Annotated in this window: 19 protein-coding genes; 8 read left to right on the top strand and 11 right to left on the bottom strand. The window is 68.0% G+C overall.

The window, feature by feature from the left end:
- Positions 1–24: 24 nt before the first annotated feature.
- Complete coding sequence (locus tag AC5P8R_RS10800) at positions 25–972, top strand: nucleoside hydrolase (RefSeq protein WP_049441242.1); 948 nt, start codon at positions 25–27, stop codon at positions 970–972.
- A gap of 4 nt (positions 973–976) precedes the next feature.
- Here AC5P8R_RS10800 and AC5P8R_RS10795 read toward each other — a convergent pair whose 3' ends face one another.
- The 6 genes from AC5P8R_RS10795 to AC5P8R_RS10770 all read right to left on the bottom strand — a co-directional run bounded on the left by AC5P8R_RS10795 (position 977) and on the right by AC5P8R_RS10770 (position 6,902).
- Positions 977–2,236, bottom strand: a complete 1,260-nt coding sequence (locus AC5P8R_RS10795) for an MFS transporter (RefSeq protein ID WP_075076132.1) — start codon at positions 2,234–2,236, stop codon at positions 977–979.
- 78 nt (positions 2,237–2,314) lie between these two features.
- Positions 2,315–3,328 (bottom strand): hypothetical protein, encoded by a 1,014-nt coding sequence (locus tag AC5P8R_RS10790; protein ID WP_495223386.1) that lies wholly within the window; start codon positions 3,326–3,328, stop codon positions 2,315–2,317.
- 125 nt (positions 3,329–3,453) lie between these two features.
- The gene (locus AC5P8R_RS10785) at positions 3,454–4,767 is read right to left on the bottom strand and encodes a sensor histidine kinase (RefSeq protein WP_032960782.1); all 1,314 of its coding nucleotides are present in this window, start codon (positions 4,765–4,767) and stop codon (positions 3,454–3,456) included.
- Positions 4,764–5,504 carry a response regulator gene (locus AC5P8R_RS10780; RefSeq protein WP_032960784.1) on the bottom strand — a complete coding sequence of 247 codons (741 nt, stop codon included), beginning with the start codon at positions 5,502–5,504 and terminating at the stop codon, positions 4,764–4,766. Before AC5P8R_RS10780 ends, AC5P8R_RS10785 begins: the two co-directional genes overlap by 4 nt.
- Positions 5,505–5,561: 57 nt before the next feature.
- The gene (locus AC5P8R_RS10775; protein ID WP_014646325.1) at positions 5,562–6,107 is read right to left on the bottom strand and encodes a redoxin family protein; all 546 of its coding nucleotides are present in this window, start codon (positions 6,105–6,107) and stop codon (positions 5,562–5,564) included.
- Between the two features lie 3 nt (positions 6,108–6,110).
- Positions 6,111–6,902, bottom strand: a complete 792-nt coding sequence (locus AC5P8R_RS10770) for an alpha/beta fold hydrolase (RefSeq protein WP_014646324.1) — start codon at positions 6,900–6,902, stop codon at positions 6,111–6,113.
- Between the two features lie 341 nt (positions 6,903–7,243).
- On the opposite strand from AC5P8R_RS10770, the gene AC5P8R_RS10765 reads away from it, so the two are divergent.
- The 5 genes from AC5P8R_RS10765 to AC5P8R_RS10745 all read left to right on the top strand — a co-directional run bounded on the left by AC5P8R_RS10765 (position 7,244) and on the right by AC5P8R_RS10745 (position 10,776).
- On the top strand, positions 7,244–7,888 hold the full coding sequence (locus AC5P8R_RS10765; RefSeq protein WP_495223384.1) for an HvfX family Cu-binding RiPP maturation protein: 645 nt from the start codon (positions 7,244–7,246) through the stop codon (positions 7,886–7,888).
- Between the two features lie 94 nt (positions 7,889–7,982).
- Positions 7,983–8,459, top strand: a complete 477-nt coding sequence (locus tag AC5P8R_RS10760; RefSeq protein ID WP_142234403.1) for an HvfA family oxazolone/thioamide-modified RiPP metallophore — start codon at positions 7,983–7,985, stop codon at positions 8,457–8,459.
- A gap of 54 nt (positions 8,460–8,513) precedes the next feature.
- A complete protein-coding gene (locus AC5P8R_RS10755; protein WP_164109912.1) occupies positions 8,514–9,359 on the top strand; it encodes an HvfB family MNIO-type RiPP peptide maturase in 846 nt (281 codons plus the stop codon).
- A complete protein-coding gene (locus tag AC5P8R_RS10750) occupies positions 9,352–10,086 on the top strand; it encodes an HvfC family RiPP maturation protein (RefSeq protein WP_495223383.1) in 735 nt (244 codons plus the stop codon). Before AC5P8R_RS10755 ends, AC5P8R_RS10750 begins: the two co-directional genes overlap by 8 nt.
- A 51-nt stretch (positions 10,087–10,137) precedes the next feature.
- Entirely contained in the window at positions 10,138–10,776 is a 639-nt protein-coding gene (locus AC5P8R_RS10745; RefSeq protein ID WP_495223382.1) for a ferric reductase-like transmembrane domain-containing protein, read from the top strand.
- 15 nt (positions 10,777–10,791) lie between these two features.
- Here AC5P8R_RS10745 and AC5P8R_RS10740 read toward each other — a convergent pair whose 3' ends face one another.
- The 5 genes from AC5P8R_RS10740 to AC5P8R_RS10720 all read right to left on the bottom strand — a co-directional run bounded on the left by AC5P8R_RS10740 (position 10,792) and on the right by AC5P8R_RS10720 (position 15,116).
- Positions 10,792–11,928: a metallophosphoesterase gene (locus tag AC5P8R_RS10740; protein WP_495223381.1), complete on the bottom strand. Its 1,137-nt coding sequence runs from the start codon at positions 11,926–11,928 to the stop codon at positions 10,792–10,794.
- Positions 11,929–12,048: 120 nt separating this feature from the next.
- A complete protein-coding gene (locus AC5P8R_RS10735; protein ID WP_041863153.1) occupies positions 12,049–13,590 on the bottom strand; it encodes a TerC family protein in 1,542 nt (513 codons plus the stop codon).
- Between the two features lie 43 nt (positions 13,591–13,633).
- A complete protein-coding gene (locus AC5P8R_RS10730; protein WP_012479411.1) occupies positions 13,634–13,858 on the bottom strand; it encodes a helix-turn-helix domain-containing protein in 225 nt (74 codons plus the stop codon).
- Positions 13,858–14,325 (bottom strand): DUF2975 domain-containing protein, encoded by a 468-nt coding sequence (locus AC5P8R_RS10725; RefSeq protein ID WP_401728299.1) that lies wholly within the window; start codon positions 14,323–14,325, stop codon positions 13,858–13,860. Before AC5P8R_RS10725 ends, AC5P8R_RS10730 begins: the two co-directional genes overlap by 1 nt.
- A gap of 209 nt (positions 14,326–14,534) precedes the next feature.
- Positions 14,535–15,116, bottom strand: a complete 582-nt coding sequence (locus AC5P8R_RS10720; protein WP_032960801.1) for an NMCC_0638 family (lipo)protein — start codon at positions 15,114–15,116, stop codon at positions 14,535–14,537.
- Positions 15,117–15,245: 129 nt separating this feature from the next.
- Between AC5P8R_RS10720 and AC5P8R_RS10715 the strand changes: the two genes are divergently transcribed.
- Both AC5P8R_RS10715 and AC5P8R_RS10710 read left to right on the top strand, forming a co-directional pair.
- On the top strand, positions 15,246–15,557 hold the full coding sequence (locus tag AC5P8R_RS10715) for a metalloregulator ArsR/SmtB family transcription factor (RefSeq protein WP_004147836.1): 312 nt from the start codon (positions 15,246–15,248) through the stop codon (positions 15,555–15,557).
- A 24-nt stretch (positions 15,558–15,581) separates the two neighbouring features.
- Positions 15,582–16,976: a DUF2867 domain-containing protein gene (locus AC5P8R_RS10710; protein ID WP_495223380.1), complete on the top strand. Its 1,395-nt coding sequence runs from the start codon at positions 15,582–15,584 to the stop codon at positions 16,974–16,976.
- Positions 16,977–17,009 lie beyond the last annotated feature (33 nt).

Below are 17,009 nucleotides of genomic sequence, written 5' to 3'. Positions count from 1 at the left end.
ACACGGAAGAAGAAGAACAACAACATGCTGAAAGTCATTTTCGATACCGACCCGGGCGTCGACGACGCCCTGGCCCTGCTGTACCTGCACAAGCACGCCCAGATTGACCTGATCGGCGTCACCACCACCTTCGGCAATGCCTCGGTGGAGTCGACCACGCACAACGCGCTGTACCTGAAGCAGGCCTGGGGCTTCGCCGCCCCGGTCGCGCGCGGTGCCGGTGGCCCGCTGCAGCCGGAAGCCACCCCGGAAGCCTGGCCGGTGCACATCCACGGCCACAACGGCCTGGGCAACCACCCGGTGCCGACCGAACTGGACGTGGCCGCCGACGCGCGCCCCGCTCACCAGCTGATCATCGACCTGGTCCGCGCCCATCCGGGCGAAGTGACCCTGGTCGCGGTCGGCCGCATGACCAACCTCGCGCTGGCCCTGCAGCAGGCCCCGGACATCGCCGGCCTGGTGCGCGGCGTGGTGATCATGGGCGGCGCGTTCCACGTCAACGGCAACATCACCCCGGCCGCCGAAGCCAACATCTGGGGCGATGCCGAAGCGGCCGACGTGGTGTTCACTGCCAGCTGGCCGGTCACCGCCATCGGCCTGGACGTGACCACCCGCGTGGAAATGGACCGTGACGGTCTGGACAAGCTGGCCGCCATCGGCGGTGCCGATGCCGAACTGGTGCGTGCGCTGTCGCAGGATTACGTGGACTTCTACCTGCAGGCCGGCCACAAGGGCATGGTCGTGCACGACTGCTGCGCCTGCATCGCGCTGACCCGTCCGGAGCTGTTCCAGTTCGAGCGCGCCAGCGTGCGCGTGGCCACCGACGGCGTCGCCCGCGGCATGACCATTCCCAAGCCGGAAGGCCTGGCGTTCGGCCCCAGCGTGTGGGACGGCCACGTGGTGCAGTCGATTGCCATCGGCGTCGATGCGGCCGCCGTGCTGGCCGACATCGAGCAGACCCTGAAGGTCTGACCTGCTAGCGCTTGGCCCTGCCCGGGACCGTCTCGGGCAGGGTCCACAGCACCGGCAGCACCAGCACCGCCACCAGCGCGATCATCGCGCCCGGCGCCGCCGCCCAGCCGCTGCGTTCCACCCACCATTGCGCCAGCCATGGCGTTGCCCCGCCGAAGAAGGCCGTGGCCATGGTCACGCCCAGTGCCAGCCCACTCACCCGCCCTTCGCCGGGGAACTGCTCGGCCGTGGCCGGGGCCGCCACCGCGCTCACGCCGCCGGCCACGCAGGCCAGCAGCACCGCCGCCAGCGCAATGCCCAACGGCGGCGCCTGTGCCATCCAGGCGAACAGGGACAGCGGCAACAACGCTGCCAGCAGGGTCAGGCCCAGCAGCATCGGCCGCCGCCCGACGCGGTCGGACAATGCGCCACACAGCGGCGTGATCGCAATCACTGCGACCGCCGCAATTGTCGAAAGCCACAGTGCATCGCCCTCATCGTGGCCCTGCGCGTGCAGGAACGCAGGCACATAGGTGATGCCCACGTAGTAGGTGATCGATCCCAAGGCCGAGATCGCGAAGGTGCGCGCCACCGCCAGCGGGTGGTGCTGCAGCACATGCCGCAGCGGCGTGGCAGGAATGCTGCCTTCGCGGCGCTGGCGTTCGAACTCAGGCGATTCGTGCATGCCCGAGCGCGCGACCAGGATCACCAGTGCCAGCGCAGCGCCGACGAAGAACGGAATACGCCAGCCCCAGCTGTCCAGCTGCGCGGGCGCGAGCAGCGCCACGGTGACCGCCGAGATCGCTACCGCCAGCAGTGCGCCTACTTCACTGGCGGCCGAGGCCAGCGAGGTCACCAGGCCACGCCGCCGCGCCGGTGCGCTTTCCAGCAGGTACGCCACCACGCCGGTGTACTCACCGCCCACCGAAAACGCCATCACGCAGCGCAATACCAGCAGTAGCACGCCCGCCGTGGTACCTGCGGTGGCCGCGGTCGGCAGCAACGCAGTGGCCAGCATCGCCGCCGCCATCAACGCCATCGAAGCCAGCAGCATCCAGCGCCGGCCCAGGCGGTCGCCCAGGTGGCCGAAGCACAGCGCGCCCAGCGGGCGCATCAGGTAGGACACCGCGAAGCCTGCCAGCGTGACCAGCAGCGCCTGTTCGCCGCCGCCGAAAAACACCCGCGACAGCACCGTGGCGAAATACAGGTACAGGGTGAAGTCGTACCACTCCACTACCGTGGACAGGCCCGCCACCCACATCGAGCGCTGCCGCGCCGCGGTCATTGCGTGTTCGCCTTCAACAGCCTCGGTCCCGGTTGCGCAGGTTCGGGGCAGGATGTCATGGCCCGGGTGAAATACCGGTCATCGGCCATCCGCTGCCTGCATGTACTGGGTTTCATGGCCGGTGAAGCGCTCACCGTCAAAACCGAAGCAGAAGCGCCCTTCCTCGAACACGCGGTAGACCAGCAACGCGCCATCGAGGCAGAACTGCTGCCGGTCCACGCCCGTCTCCAGTGTCCCGTAGCCGGTAGCATCACCGCCCTTTCCCGCCGGCCCGGTGAAGGCATCGAACGGCAGTGGCGTCGCCCTGCCCGTGCGGGTATCGACCAGCACCAGCGTGCGCTGGAAATACTCCGGACGATCATCGACCTGTACCAGCAGGTAGTGCCGGTTGAAATTGGGTTTCTGATGCTGGAGGGCATCTTCGATGGCTGCGCGGTGCCGCGCATCGCAGAAGTCGACCGGGCTGTAGCGGTAACTGCAACCGTCGTGGTCGTAGGGCAGGTTCATGCCGGAATAGCTGATGCTTCCCTCGCTGTCCACGTCGTGGCCCAGTTCCGGGGTGCTGCACAGCAGCCACGAACGCTGCGCATCTTCGGGATCGGCCATCAGCTTCGGCTCGCGGCCCTCCTCGTAAGCCGCACCACCCGGGAAGTCCTGGCCGAAACGCTGGCGGACGATGGGACGTGCCTTCTCCAGCGGCAGGCCGATCCTGGCCCCACGGAACGAAACGAATGTCATCGTCGGCAGGATCACCTCTTCCACCGGCAGCCCCTTCCACTGCCCCTGCACGCAGAACGTGGCGATCTCGTTCTCCACGTCTTCCTTGCAGGGCTTCGGCGCGTTCGCCGCCAACCAGGGATGGGCCGGGCGCCCGGTCTGCTGATCGATGTACCAGCCGTCCAGCGCGCAGGTCGGCAAGGCGTCGAGCAGCGGAGAGAGATCTGTTGCGGTGGCCGGGGCGGCAGGCGGCGTGCCCGCTGCGAGTGGGTCGGTCGGTGCGTCCGGTGTGCGCTGGCAGGCCGCCAGCGCGAGCAGACCGACCAGCAGCGCGACGTGGCGCGGGCGCTGGATTGAATGCTGCGTTCCCTGCATTGCGTGCTTCCTGGTTTCGACACTCCCTGCAGATGATCGCCGATCCCAAGGCCGTGCAGGAATGTCACAGATCCCACATCGGGGTCAGAGCCCTTCGCTCCCGCAAAGGGATCCGACCCCGCCCGTTACCCCGGCAGCTGCAGCTCAGCCATCAGCCCGCCACCCTCGCGGTTGCGCAACCGCAGCGAGCCGCCCAGCGACTGCGCCAGTTGCACCGCGATGGCCAGTCCCAGGCCAGTGCCACCGGTATCGCGATTGCGCGAGCTTTCCAGCCGATGGAACGGCGCCAGCACTGCCTGCAGCTGGTCCTCGGGGATGCCCGGGCCACGGTCGGAAATTCCGATCCATACCCTTCCGGCCTCGTCACGGCCGGCCTCGATCTCGGCAGCGCCGGCGTAGCGGAGTGCATTGTCGACCAGATTGCCGACCACCCGTCGCAGCAGCTGCGGCCAGGTCTGCACGACCAGTCCAGCGGGCGCACCGCCACTGACTGGCTTGCCCATGTCCTCGTAATCGCCGACCACACTGGCCAGGAACGCGCCCAGGTCCATCGACACCGGCGCGCCACTGGCGACGTGGCTGCTGCGCGCATAGGCCACACCCTCGCGCACCAGTTGCCCAAGGTGGTCGAGGTCGGCCAGCAGCCGCTGCTGGGTGCTGTCTTCAGGCAGGGTCTCCACCCGGAGCTTCATGCGCGTGATGGGGGTCTGCAGGTCATGCGAGATCGCGGCCAGGATCTGCAGGCGTTCACTGACATGGCCACGAATGCGTGCCTGCAGTGCGTTGAGCGCGGCTGCTGCGCCGCCCACTTCGGCCGGGCCATCTTCAGGCAGTGCAGGCCCGTCCTTGCCCGGCTGCAGATGCTCCACCGCATGCGACAACTGCTGCAGCGGGCGCATGGCCAGGCGCACCGCCAGCCACGCGCACACCAGCAGCAGCGCCAGCTGCACCAGCAGCACGGCGGGCAGCCAGCGCGCCAGCGGCAGGCCCGACGGGGTGACTTCAATGGTCAAGGGAGTGCCGTCGTGCAGGCGCAGTTCCACCTCGAACCGCTCCGGCAGGCGAGCCACCTGGCGCGCCTGCAACGGATAGCGGTGCTGCAGGCTGTCATCGATGATCGCCGTGACCTGGCGTGCACGATCGGTCTGCAGCCCCGGTCCGGCCGCGGCCGGGCGCAGCAGGTAACGGTAGGTGCGCCGCTCCAGCCGCGGCACCCAGGCATCGCGCTGGTCCGCGGGCAGGTGCTCCAGCAGCGCAACACTCACGGCCACGTCTTCGTCCAGGTTGCGCAGCATCATGCTGCGGGTGGACTGGTAGCGTTCGAAGAACAGCAGGCCGAAGGACAGTGCGTGGGCCAGCGCCAGTCCGCCCAGCAGCACCAGCAGCAGCCGCGCCGACAGCGTGCGCGGCCAGCGTGGGCGGCGTGCGGTGGCGTTCATTCGTCCGGCCCCAGCAACTGCACCGGCACGCTGAACACATAGCCTTCGCTGCGCACGGTCTTGATGTAGGTCGGCTCGCGTGCGTCGTCACCCAGGCGCTGCCGCACGCGGCTGACCAGCAGGTCGATCGAGCGGTCAAACAGTTCGGCATCGCGGCCCTGCGTGAGGCTGAGCAGCTGGTCGCGGCTGAGCACCCGATTGGCGTGATCGAGGAATACGCGCAACAGGCGGAATTCGGCGCCACTGAGTGGATACGCGGTGTCCTGTGCATCCAGCAGATGGCGTGCGGTGGTGTCCAGGCGCCACTCGCCGAAGGCCAGCTGGCGACCGGCTTCGCTCACCTGCAGGTTCGGCGGCAACATCCGGGTGCGGCGGATCACCGCATTGATGCGTGCCAGCAGTTCGCGCGAAGAGAAGGGCTTGGTCACGTAGTCATCAGCGCCCATTTCCAGGCCGATGATGCGGTCGGTTTCGTCGTCGCGGGCGGTCAGCAGCACCACCGGCACCGCACGATGCTTGCCGGCGCGCAGGTTACGGCACAGGCTCAGTCCGTCCTCGCCCGGCATCATCACGTCCAGCACGACCAGATCCACGGCATGGGTATCCATCAGCGCGCGCATGGCCCGGCCACCGTCGGCCTGGCTCACGCGCAGGCCGTTGCGTTGCAGGTAATCGGCCAGCATCTGGCGGATCTCGCTGTCATCGTCGACGACCAGGATGTGCGGTACGTGGTTCATTGCGTTCTCGATGAGGACGAAGGTCAAGGCCGCGCGGTGCGGCCATGGTAGCGCGGCTCAGGGGTTGGCCAGCAGGCGCTGGATCTCGCTTTCGGTACGTGCGTAGTCGCCCTCGCCGTAATGGCGGTAGACCACCCGCCCCTGCCGGTCGAGCAGGTACAGTGCGGGCCAGAAGCGGTTGCCCCAGGCGTTCCAGATCCGGTACTGGTTGTCCTGCACCACCGGCCAGGCGATGTCCAACCGTGCGATGGCCTTGCGCACGTTGCCAGGCAGCCCTTCATAGGCGAACTCCGGCGTATGCACGCCGATCACCCTCAGGCCCTGCGACGCGTAGCGCGCATGCCACTGGTGGACATACGGCGCCACGTTGAGGCAGTTGCTGCAGGTGTAGGTCCAGAACTCGACCAGCACCACCTTCCCCCGCAACTGCTCCAGTGTGAGCGGCGGGCTGTTGTGCCAGGGCCCGCCACCGTCGAACCCGGCGGCGGGAACGGCCTGTGCCGGCTGCGCATCGGCCTCCGGGCTGGGCCAGGCCATCAACAGCGCAGCCCCACCCAGCACGCCCATCAGCAACGGCAGCACGTACGCACGCAGGCCGGCCATCGCTCAGCCCCCCTGCTCGGCCAGTGGCAGTTCCGCCGGCTTCACCCCCGCCGCTTCCAGGATACTGTCGGCCACCTGCGCCGGATGCGAAAGCAGCGACACATGGCTGCTGCCGATCGATTGCAGCTGCGCGCCAATGCGTTTTGCGGTGGCGGCCTGCAGCTGCGGCGACAGCATGCGATCGTCACGGCTGAGCACGTACCAGCTCGGCTTGCTGCGCCACGCCGCAACGTTCACTACTTCGCCCAGCGCGCTGGCCTTCAACGGGACCTGCGTGCTGTACAGCAGTGCGGCCGACTTCTTCATCACGTCCGGCGCGAAGTCCTGGGCGACAGCGTCAGCCGGCAACGTCAGGTAGCCGTCCCTTTCCTGCAGGCGGGCCAGGCCCGGACCGACCGGGAAGCCTTCGCCCTGTTGCGCCGATGATTGCCCTGCATCCGGCGCGAACGCCGCCACGTACACCAGCGCCTGCACCTTCGGGTCATTGCCCGCTTCGGTGATGACCGTGCCACCCCAGCTGTGGCCGACCAGCACCACCTTGCCAGGCGCAGCGGCAATCGCACGACGGGTGGCGGCGACGTCGTCGGCCAACGAGGTGAGCGGATTCTGGACGGCCACCGCCGGCAGCTTCCAGTCATGCAGGGTGCTGATGACCTTGCTCCAGCTGGAGCCATCAGCGAACGCGCCGTGCACCAGGATGACGGTGGGCGGTGCAGCGGTATCGGCCCGGGCAGCGAAGGCAGGGGCGGCGGCGGCAAGGGCGAGAGCGGCGGCCAGCAAGCAGGTACGGATCATGGGGGCACTCCGGAGTTGGGAGTGGCCATTTCCGCCTGCCGGTGTATCGGCGCTGTTTCTCCGCAGCGCGGAGTTGTACCGGACTGTAGGGCGCAGGCGGGTTTCTACAGTGGGATACATTCGCGCGCCGGTCCTGGCCGGGCGCTTTCGGGTGGATATCGCTGCCCGCACGCGGGCGCGCAACGCCCCGATGCGCATCCGCGCATCGTCTTTGTATCTGACTGTACGAAACCCCGGCCGCGGCCACAGTCGCTGACAAAACCCCGGGCAACGGCACACGTTGCCGATACCTGCGCCGCCTGGAATGGCTTCCATCGACCACTGGCCCGCAGGACACCACCATGATCAGCACCGCTTCTTCCGTGTATACGCCCCGCCTGGACGCCGTCGGCCGCTGGCTCTCGCCGTTGGCGCTGCGCACCCTGCTGGCCTGGGAGTTCTTTCAATCCGGCCGCGAGAAGCTGGGCGGCCAGAACTGGTTCGCCGACCTGGAAGGCCGCTTCCCGTTCCCGTTCTCCACACTGCCCGCGTCGCTGAACTGGCAGCTGGCAACGTGGCTGGAACTGGTGGGTGCAGTGATGCTGCTGCTCGGCCTGGCCACGCGCTCGGTGGCCTACGTGTTCTGGGTACTCACCATCGTTGCCATCGCCGCCGTGCACTGGCCCGACCAATGGAACGGCCTGGGTGAACTCTGGCAGGGCTATGCTATCACCGACCAGGGCTACGGCAACTTCAAGCTGCCGTTGCTGTTCCTGGCCATGCTGCTGCCACTGATCCTCAACGGCGGTGGCGCACTCAGCGTGGACCGGCTGCTGGCCGGGTCCGGCCGTGCCACGGCACGCAATGACGGCCTGGGTTGGGGCGTCAGCCTGATCGCCCTGCTGCTGCCGGTTGCCGCGCTGTTGCCCGGCATCGGCTTCGGCGGTGCCCTGCTCGGCGGTGTGCTGCTGCTGGGCCATCTGCTGCGCTGTCGCCGCGCCGCCTGAGCCGACTCCCCTGTTCCCGCGCGTTTCGCTTTCCGTCGCCTCTTCGGCGGCGTCCATCCCGCAGCCCCGCGTGCTTTCCCAAGGAGTCACCACCATGTCCATCTCGACCAAGAATACCTCTTCCTCCCGCCTGCCGCGCATCGGTGCCATCGGCATCGCCCTGGCCGGTGGCCTGCTGCTGGCCGGCCAGGCCGCGGCGATCCAGCCGCTGGCGATCAGCGCGGTGGCCATGAGCGCCGCCGCCGAAGGCAAGTGCGGTGAAGGCAAGTGCGGGGCCAACAAGGCCACCACCGGCACGCCCGCCGGCAAGGCCAAGGTGGCCGAGGGCCAGTGTGGCGAAGGCAAGTGCGGCGACGCCTCGTTTGCCCGCACTGATCGCGACCACGACGGCAAGGTCTCGCGTGCCGAATTCAACGCTGTGGCCGCCAAGCGTGCCGCCGAGTTCGACCGCATCGACACCGACCACGACGGTTACATCAGCGAGCAGGAAGCGCACGACTACCTGCGCAGCGTCTACACCGCCAACGGCAAGCCGATGCCGAAGGGCCTGTTCTCCCGCGTTGCCGATTGATCGACGTTCACCCGGCGCCGCCTTCAAGGCGGCGCTCTCTGTGGAGCATCCGCCATGTCCCTGCCCCTGCCCACCCATGCCGCCGGTCTTGGCCTGCGCCGTGGCCTGATCGACGAACTGCTGGCCATGCCGGCCGGTGCCATCGACTTCCTCGAAGTCTCCCCCGACAACTGGATCGGCGTCGGCGGTGCACACGGCGACGCGCTGCGCCAACTCAGCGAGCGCCACCCCTTGACCTGCCACGGCCTGTCGCTGTCGCTGGGCGGTCCTGATCCGCTGGACCGCACCCTGCTGGCACAGACCCGTGCCTTCCTCGACCTGCACCAGGTGCAGCTGTACAGCGAACACCTGAGCTACTGCGCCGCCGGTGGCCATGTCTACGACCTGCTGCCACTGCCGTTCACCGCCGAGGCCGTTCACCATGTCGCCGGCCGTATCGCCCAGGTGCAGGACATGCTGGGCCGGCGCATCGCCGTGGAGAACATTTCCTACTACGCCGTTGCCGGCGCGGACATGAGCGAGATCGACTTCATCAACGCCGTGCTCGCCGAAGCCGACTGCGACCTGCTGCTGGACGTCAACAACGTCTTCGTCAATGCCTGCAACAACGGTTACGACGCCTTCGAATTTCTGGCCCACGTGCCGTCCCACCGTGTCGCCTCGCTGCACGTAGCGGGCCACTTCGATGAAGACGACGGCTTCAAGATCGATACCCATGGTGCGCCGGTGAAAGGCGTGGTCTGGGCCCTGTTGCGCGAGGCCTACATGCGGGTGGGCGTGCGTCCCACGCTGCTCGAGCGCGACTTCAACTTCCCGCCGCTGGCCGGGTTGCTGGCCGAGGTCGCGCAGATCCGCCAGGCACAGGCTGAGGCACGTTGGCCGGAGGTGGCCCATGGCTGAGTCGCTGGCTACCCTGCAACGGCGCTGGGCCGATCATGTGCGGGACCCTGCAAAGACCGCACCCGATGGCGTGGAGGCGCGCAGGCTGGCGGTATACCGCCGCCTGTGCATCGACAGCCTGGAGACCCTGCTGGCCGGCAGCCTGCCGCGCCTGCAACACCAGTTGGGCACGTCGCGCTGGCGCGACACCGTGGCGCACTACTACGCCCACCACGCCTGCCAGACCCCGTTGTTCCCACGGATCGCCGGCGAGTTCGCGGCCTGGCTGGCAGTGCAGGACACGCTGGCACTGCCGGACTGGGCGGCGGAACTGGCGCACTACGAGAGCACGCAGCAGTCACTGCACATTGAACCGCGTGGCGCTGGGTGTTTGCTGCAGCGCGTACCCGGGGACAGTGATGTGCTGGCGGCTTCGCCGCTGGTGCGGGTGCTTGGGTACCGGTGGCCGGTGCATGAGGACGAGGGGCTGGAGCCGGAGTTGGGCGCAGCTCCCACGCTGCTGGTGATCCAGCGTCGCGCCGATTTCAGCCTGAAGGTCGAGCAACCGTCACCGCTGGCCTACGCGCTGCTTTCGGTCTTCGGTGACGACGGCGCGCGTGTGGATGAGGCACTGCAGGCGCTGTCCGAAACACATGACGTGGCAACGGACGCATTGCGTGCTGCCTGCGTGCCCGTTGTGGGCGAGCTGTGCACGGCGGGGGTGCTGGTTGCATTGCCTGCTTTCTGAGGTTGCCGGCAAGCGGCCGGCACTACCCGCCCCCTACTTCGAGGTCTCATCATGGCTGCTTCCAACATTTCCTTCCTGCACGGCTGGCGCCTGTTCGTAGCCATCGCTGTGGTCCTGATCGCGTTCGCACTGACCGCCTTCGCCCTGAATCCCGATGCAGCCGAAGGCAGCCGCGCGGCGATCCGGCTCACCGCCCGCACATCGTTCCTGCTGTTCCTGGCGGCATTCACGGCATCCTCCTTCGCCACCCTGCTGCCCGGCCCGTTCACCCGGTTCCTGCTGCGTGAACGGCGCATCATCGGCCTGTCCTTCGCGTTCTCGCACCTGCTGCACGCAGTCGCCATCACCGGTTTCGGCATCCTCAACCCGGCGTTCTGGCCAGCACGCTCCGCGCTGGCCAACCTCCCGGGCACGGTGGGCTACATCGCCATCCTGGCGCTGGCCATCACCTCGCACCGGGGGCTCGCCCGGCGCATGGGACCCACCGCCTGGCGTCGCCTGCACGTCACCGGCATGTGGATCATCGCGGCGGTGTTCACCTACTCGTACTTCAAGCGCGTGCCCGGCAACTTCTGGTATGCGGTGCCGTCGGCGCTGCTGTTCACCGCCTTCGTGGTGCGCTGGATCGCCAAGCGGGCGCAGGCCCTGCGTCGAAGTGCGCATGCGCGGCCGCCGCTGCGGGCGGCCTGACGGGCCGGGGTCAGATCAAGGCGCGCGGCGCAGCGTGATCAGGGTGATCTCCGAAGGCACGCCGATGCGCGCCGGGAAACCGGCCCAGAGGCCCGCGCCGTTGCCCACGTACAGCGTCATCCCCTCCACGTCGTAGCGGCCGGAGACAAAGCCACCATTGGCCCGCTTCACCAGCTGGTCCATGCCGATGATCTGCCCGCCGTGGGTATGCCCGGACAATTGCAGCTTTACCCCGCGCGCCGCCGCCTCGCGCGCATTGCGCGGGCGGTGGTCAAGCAGGATCACCGGTGCGGACGGATCGGAACCGGCCAGCGCAGCATCCAGATCCGGCAACGGCAGGCCATAGCGCGCCGCCACCGGATCGGTGACACCGGCGATGGTCAGCGCCGCGTCGCCGCGCCGCACCTGCAGGTGGCTGTTCTCAAGCACCTGCATGCGCAGTGCGCGGAATGCCTGCATCCAGTCCTGGTACTGCGCGTAGTACTCGTGGTTGCCGGTGATGGCGATGACACCGTCCGGCGCTCGCAGATCGGCCAGAGGACGCGCGTCGTCACGGCGGGCCTCGACGCTGCCGTCGATCAGGTCGCCAGTGATCACGATCAGGTCCGGCTTCAGCGCGTTGCTCTCGTCCACCAACCTGCGCACCCAGTCGCCGGTCAGCAGGCGGCTGGCGTGGATGTCGGTCAGCTGCAGCACGCGATAGCCGTCGAACGCAGCAGGCAGATCCTTGATCGCCACGTCGATCTGCCTGGGCTGGGGCACGGCCATGCCCTGGCTGACGCCATAGCCACTCACAAGCAGCGCCAGCAGGCCGGCCAACGGCCGCAGCTTCGAGGCGCGCAGGGCCGATACGATGCGCGGCCAACGCAGCAGGCGCGAAAGCAGCAGGCCCACATCCAGCACCAGCATCAGCAACGCCAGCAGCAGCACCGCCGTGGAGCCGGTGGCCAGGACGGCGATGGCCATCCTCGGGATTTCCGGTGATGCCATCGTGCCCCAGAAGGTGGCCACGATGCGCAACTGCACGGCCATGGCCACCACCAGCAGCGACAGCACGACCTTCAACCCGATGGGCATGTGCAGCGGCCAGAACAGGCGCCAGGCCACATACAGGCCCATCAACAAACCGATCGTACTCAGCACTGCAACCATCCATGACAGAAAGCGGGCCCGCCATGGTGACGGCTGCGGGTCGTGTTGTGTAGAGCCACGCCCATGCTCGGCTTCTCGACACGCAGCCGGGCATGGGCCCGGCTCTACAACAACAGGCGGTCAGGCCATTCCGTCGAGGCGCTCCACCCGCAGGCGGGCGATACGGCGCTTCTCCATTGCCAGCACGGTGATGCGCACGCCGGCCACCTCCACCGCGTCGCCGACGTCCGGCAGGCGGCCCAGCTGCTCCAGCACCAGACCCGAGATGGTCATGTAGTCGGCACTGCGGGGCAGCGACACGCCCGCCAAACGCTGCAGGTCGTCCAGGGTCAGCGCACCATCGGCCTCCCATTGATCCTCGCCCTGCGCCACCACGCCATAGCGCTCGTCCTGGGTATCGACCAGGTCACCGGCAATCGCCGCCAGCAGGTCGTTGGCGGTCACCAGGCCCTCCACGCTGCCGTACTCGTCCACCGCCACCGCCAGCGGCACCGGATGCTGGCGGATCAGTTCCAGCGCCTGCAGCGCACTGGCAGTGGACAGAACGTACTGCGGTTCGCGCAGGTTGCCCTCCAGCTGCAGTGGCTTGCCCTGCAGCAGGTCGGCCAGCACGTCCCGGCTCTGCACCACGCCACGCAGGCTGTCCAGGTCACCGTCGCCGACCAGCAGGCGCGTATGCGGCGAGGCCACCAGGCGCGCCACCACATCCTCCTGACCACGCGCCAGGTCGATCCATTGCACGTCGGCACGCACAGTCATCACGCTGGACACCGGACGATCGGCCAGGCCCAGCACGCTGCGGATCATTTCGTGCTCCGCCGGCTGCAGGCGCTCGTCGGCGTCCACCTGCTCGTCCACGCCTTCGTCGTCGTGGCCGTTCGCTGGACGCGCGCCCAGCATCCTCAGCACAGCATCGGCGGTGCGCTGGCGGAACGGCTGGCGGCGCTCGTTGCGCTCACGGTTGAAACGCACCCACTGGTTGAACGCCTCGACCAGGATCGAGAAAGCGATCGCTGCGTACAGGTAGCCCTTCGGGATCTTGTAGCCCAGGCCTTCAGCCACCAGGCTGAAGCCGATCATCAGCAGGAAGCCCAGGCACAGCACCACCACGGTGGGATGCTTGTTGACGAAGCGGGTCAGCGGCTTGCTGGCCAGCAGCATCAGCGCCATGGCGATGGTCACGGCCGCATACATCACGCCCAGGTTGTCGACCATGCCGACGGCGGTGATCACCGAGTCCAGCGAGAACACCGCGTCGAGCACCACGATCTGTGCCACCACCATCGCGAAGCTGGCATAGACCTTCTTGCCATCCTCGTGATGCGCGCGGCCTTCCAGCCGTTCGTGCAGTTCCATGGTGCCCTTGAACAGCAGGAACAGGCCACCGCCCAGCAGGATCAGGTCGCGCCCGGAGAAGCTGTGGTCGAACAAGGTCACCAGCGGCTCGGTCAACTTCATGATCCAGGCCAGCGCCGCCAGCAGCACCAGCCGCATCAGCAGTGCCAGCGCCAGGCCGATCACCCGCGCGCGGTCGCGCTGGTGCGGCGGCAGCTTGTCGGCAAGGATCGCAATGAACACCAGGTTGTCGATGCCGAGAACGATCTCCAGCACGACCAGGGTTGCAAGGCCCATCCATATCGAGGGGTCAGCCAACCATTCCATTTCAGGTCCGTTTCGTCAGTGGGTAAGGGAAGAGGGCGTCCACTCAGTCGGCATCCTGCGCCTGCGCTGGGTCATGCCCAAGCAGGTCGCCGGGCGTGCACTGCAGCTCGCGGCAGATCGCATCCAGCGTGGAAAAGCGGATGGCTCGCGCCTTGCCGGTCTTCAGGATCGACAGGTTCGCCAGGGTGATGTCGATGCGCCCGGCCAGCTCGGACAGGGTCATGCCCCGTGCCTGCAGCATGCGGTCCAGGGTGATGACGATCGCCATCAGATGACACCATCAAGGTCATCGCGCATCGCCGCGCCCACGGCGAACACGCGTGCGAGCACGAACAGCATCAGCACCGCCACCAGCCCGGTGATCGACATGCCGCCGCCCACCTCCATCCAGGTGAAATCCGGGCCCATCCAGGCCGCGTAGGCACCGATCAGGATCGACAGCAGTTCCATTGCCAGCATCAGCCAGGCCATGCGCTGCAGGCGCTGTGCATTGGCATGGGTGAACGGCCGCTCGCGCGCCGCCGACTTCAGCAGCCTCAGCAGATGGCGCAGGAACAGCAGGCACAGCACCAGCAGCGCGACGATCGCGCCCAGGCCCAGGCAGAAGTGCAGGAACAGGTCGTTGCCATGCGCGGCGGCGGCCTCGGCGTCATGCACGCTGTCGAGCAGCCAGCGGCGGTCATAGGCGACCAGTGGCACCGCCAGCAGTGCGGCCAGGATGCCCAGCCAGCACATCGCCCGGACGGCCTGTACGGCGGCCTGGGCCAGGGTGAACAAGCCTCGCGCGGGTCTGGCGCGGGCGGGACGAGCGGTCAAGCGGCCTCCGGCATTGGGGTGGCCTCGCCGCCCCAGGGTGGATTTATCGATAAACGATATACCACATCCTGCGTGAAAGGCTGAATCGCGAGCATGGTCCACCGGCTGGGCGCGGGCCCCGGCAGGCGTTATCGGGTGGGAGCCGCGGGTTCGAGCATCGCGTCCCCCGGCGTCACCGAGGCCATCGCCTGTACGCCGGCCTCGGCCGCCTGCCGCGTCACCAGCCGGAAGCGCACCTGCAGCTTGGCCTGCCCCGGCGTGGCCCAGCCGTATTGGATCGCCACCTGGTCGGCCGACAGCGGACCACGGCCCGGCAGCGAGCGCGCCTGCAATGGCTTCGGTGCCGCCTGCACCAGCCGTGCGAAGCCCTTCTGCACCACCGCCGCTTCGGCCTTTTCCGCATACACCGAGCAGGTGCCGTCGTCGGCCCAGCTGACCGCATAACGGCCGCTGGCCAGCGGCACCATCCAGGCCACGCCCGACTGCCCCTGCAGCAACGTTGCCGCTTCGGCAGGCTGCAGCGGTGACAGCCCGTTGGATTCCATCAGCGACTGCAACCGCGCCGGCGCGCCGATGTGCTGCATGCAGGCGGTATCGAACAACTCGCTGAAGGGATCCTGCGCCGGGGCCTTGGCCTTGGGAGTACGCGCGGGTTGCGCCACCGCCAGGGTGGGCAGCAGGGCCAAAGCCAGCCAGAACGCAGGACGCATCGGGATTCCACGCTACGGAAAACAGCAGGGAGGATGGCAAAGCCCGGGCGCGCCGCGCAATGGGTCATGGCTTGACAGTCCTAAGCTGCGGGAGCAACATGAATTAACGAATTAGTTAACTAGCTCTCCATGGACCGCATCTTCGAAGCCCTTGCCTCCACCGCCCGCCGGCAGATCCTGGCCTATCTCAGCGCCGGCGAGCTCAGCGCGGGCGAGCTGGCCGAGCGCTTCGACTTCAGCAAGCCGGCGTTGTCCAGCCACCTGCGCATCCTCGAGGAAGCCGGACTGATCGAACGCGAGAAGCGCGGCCAGTTCGTGTACTTCAGGCAGGTACCCGACCGTTTGGCCAACACGTTGTTCTCGTGGGCGGCCGAAGTCTGCCCGGTCGGCGGCCCGCTCAAGCGTGAAGCCCGCGCCCGTCGCAAGTCCCCCGCCCGCTGATCCGCCCCGCCAAGGAGCATGACCATGCCTGGTTCGACCCGCGATCGCCGTTCGTTTCCAGCAGTGCAGCTTCCGGCACAGGACGGCGGCAGTCCGACCGAAGTCACCCTGATCGCGCAGCTCGGCATCGGTGCCGGCGACGCGCTGGTGAGTGACGCCGGCCAGCGTCAGCGCCACCACCCGGCGTTCATCGATGCGTTGGATGAACCTTCGGCGCGACTGGGTGGCATGCACCTGCAGCACGGGGATGCCTCCTCGCTGTACAGCTTCACCGTCGGTGCCGGTGGCCACCCGTTTCATCGCCATGCAGGCCCGCGCATGTTCACCGCCATCGCCGGCAGCGCGGGAGCCGAGCTGCGTTTCGCCACCGCCTCCGACACGCAGCTGGCAGCAGGTCCTGGTGCCTTCGCGCGCACGCTTCGGCGCGTCCGCATCCCACCGGACTGCCTGTTTACCGTGCGCTTCGGCGGCGGCACCTGGCACCAGTTCGCGTCGAACCATCCTGCACATCCGGCGCTGTTTGCGCTGTCCTGCCACAGCGATGAACTGGCAGGCCGAATGAGCGAGCAGACCCGTGCGCAGGTGGAGCGCAATGCCGCCGATATCCCCAGCCTGACCGAGGTGCTTCCGGAATCGTACTGGCCTTCGTGCACCTCGCTTGCGGCGGCACCGCTGTTGCAGCTGTCGCTGCAGGCGGCACCTCCCAGCGTGTGCGCGCACCTGTGCGCGCGTACCCGTGCCCTGCTCGGCCCGCTGCGCCGCATCCCCATGCGGCCGCTGCGCGGGTTCGTCGAACGTGCCACACCGGCCTATCCCATCCATTCGCGGCCCGCGCCCACCGATGGCCAGCTGACCACAGCGCTGCCGCACAGCCACTACCAGGACCTGACCACCCTGTGCCTGGAACCCTCGCAGGTGGTCCACCGTTCCGCGTCGGCGCTGCTGGCCGACGTACTGGAGGGCTTCCTGCGCAATCCCCCCAGCGGCGTAGGCCAGCTGATGGCGCTGCGAAACCGACTGGTGGCACCGTTGCGGTTGCGCACGTCGCCGCTGGGATGCCCGGTGTCGTCATTGCTGTCGACCGATCGCAGCCGGTTGTTCGCTGGTCGATTCCCGGTGCTGGATTCGCACATCGATACGCAGGACAACGACGCCGAAGTCCTGCTCGGCGCCGACGATCGGCACCTGCGTTTCCGCAGCAGCGTGCGCGTGCAGCGGCATCGCGATGGACATGTCGAGATCAGCCTGGGCTCACGCGTGCAGACCCTCAATGCGTTCGGCGGCATGTACATGGCCCTGATCGACGCCGGGCACCGGCACTATGTCGCACCGGCACTGCTGCGGCGCGCGGTGGAGCACGCCTTGGCACCGGAACTGGCCAACCTTGAGGATCCGGCAGCACACCCTGCGCACTGCTGACCCTGGAACGCGATGCGCCGGGCGCTGCGCGGT

Source organism: Stenotrophomonas sp. YJH_SMC_73 (genome assembly GCF_059370155.1).
This window is presented reverse-complemented; position numbering and strand designations above follow the sequence as displayed.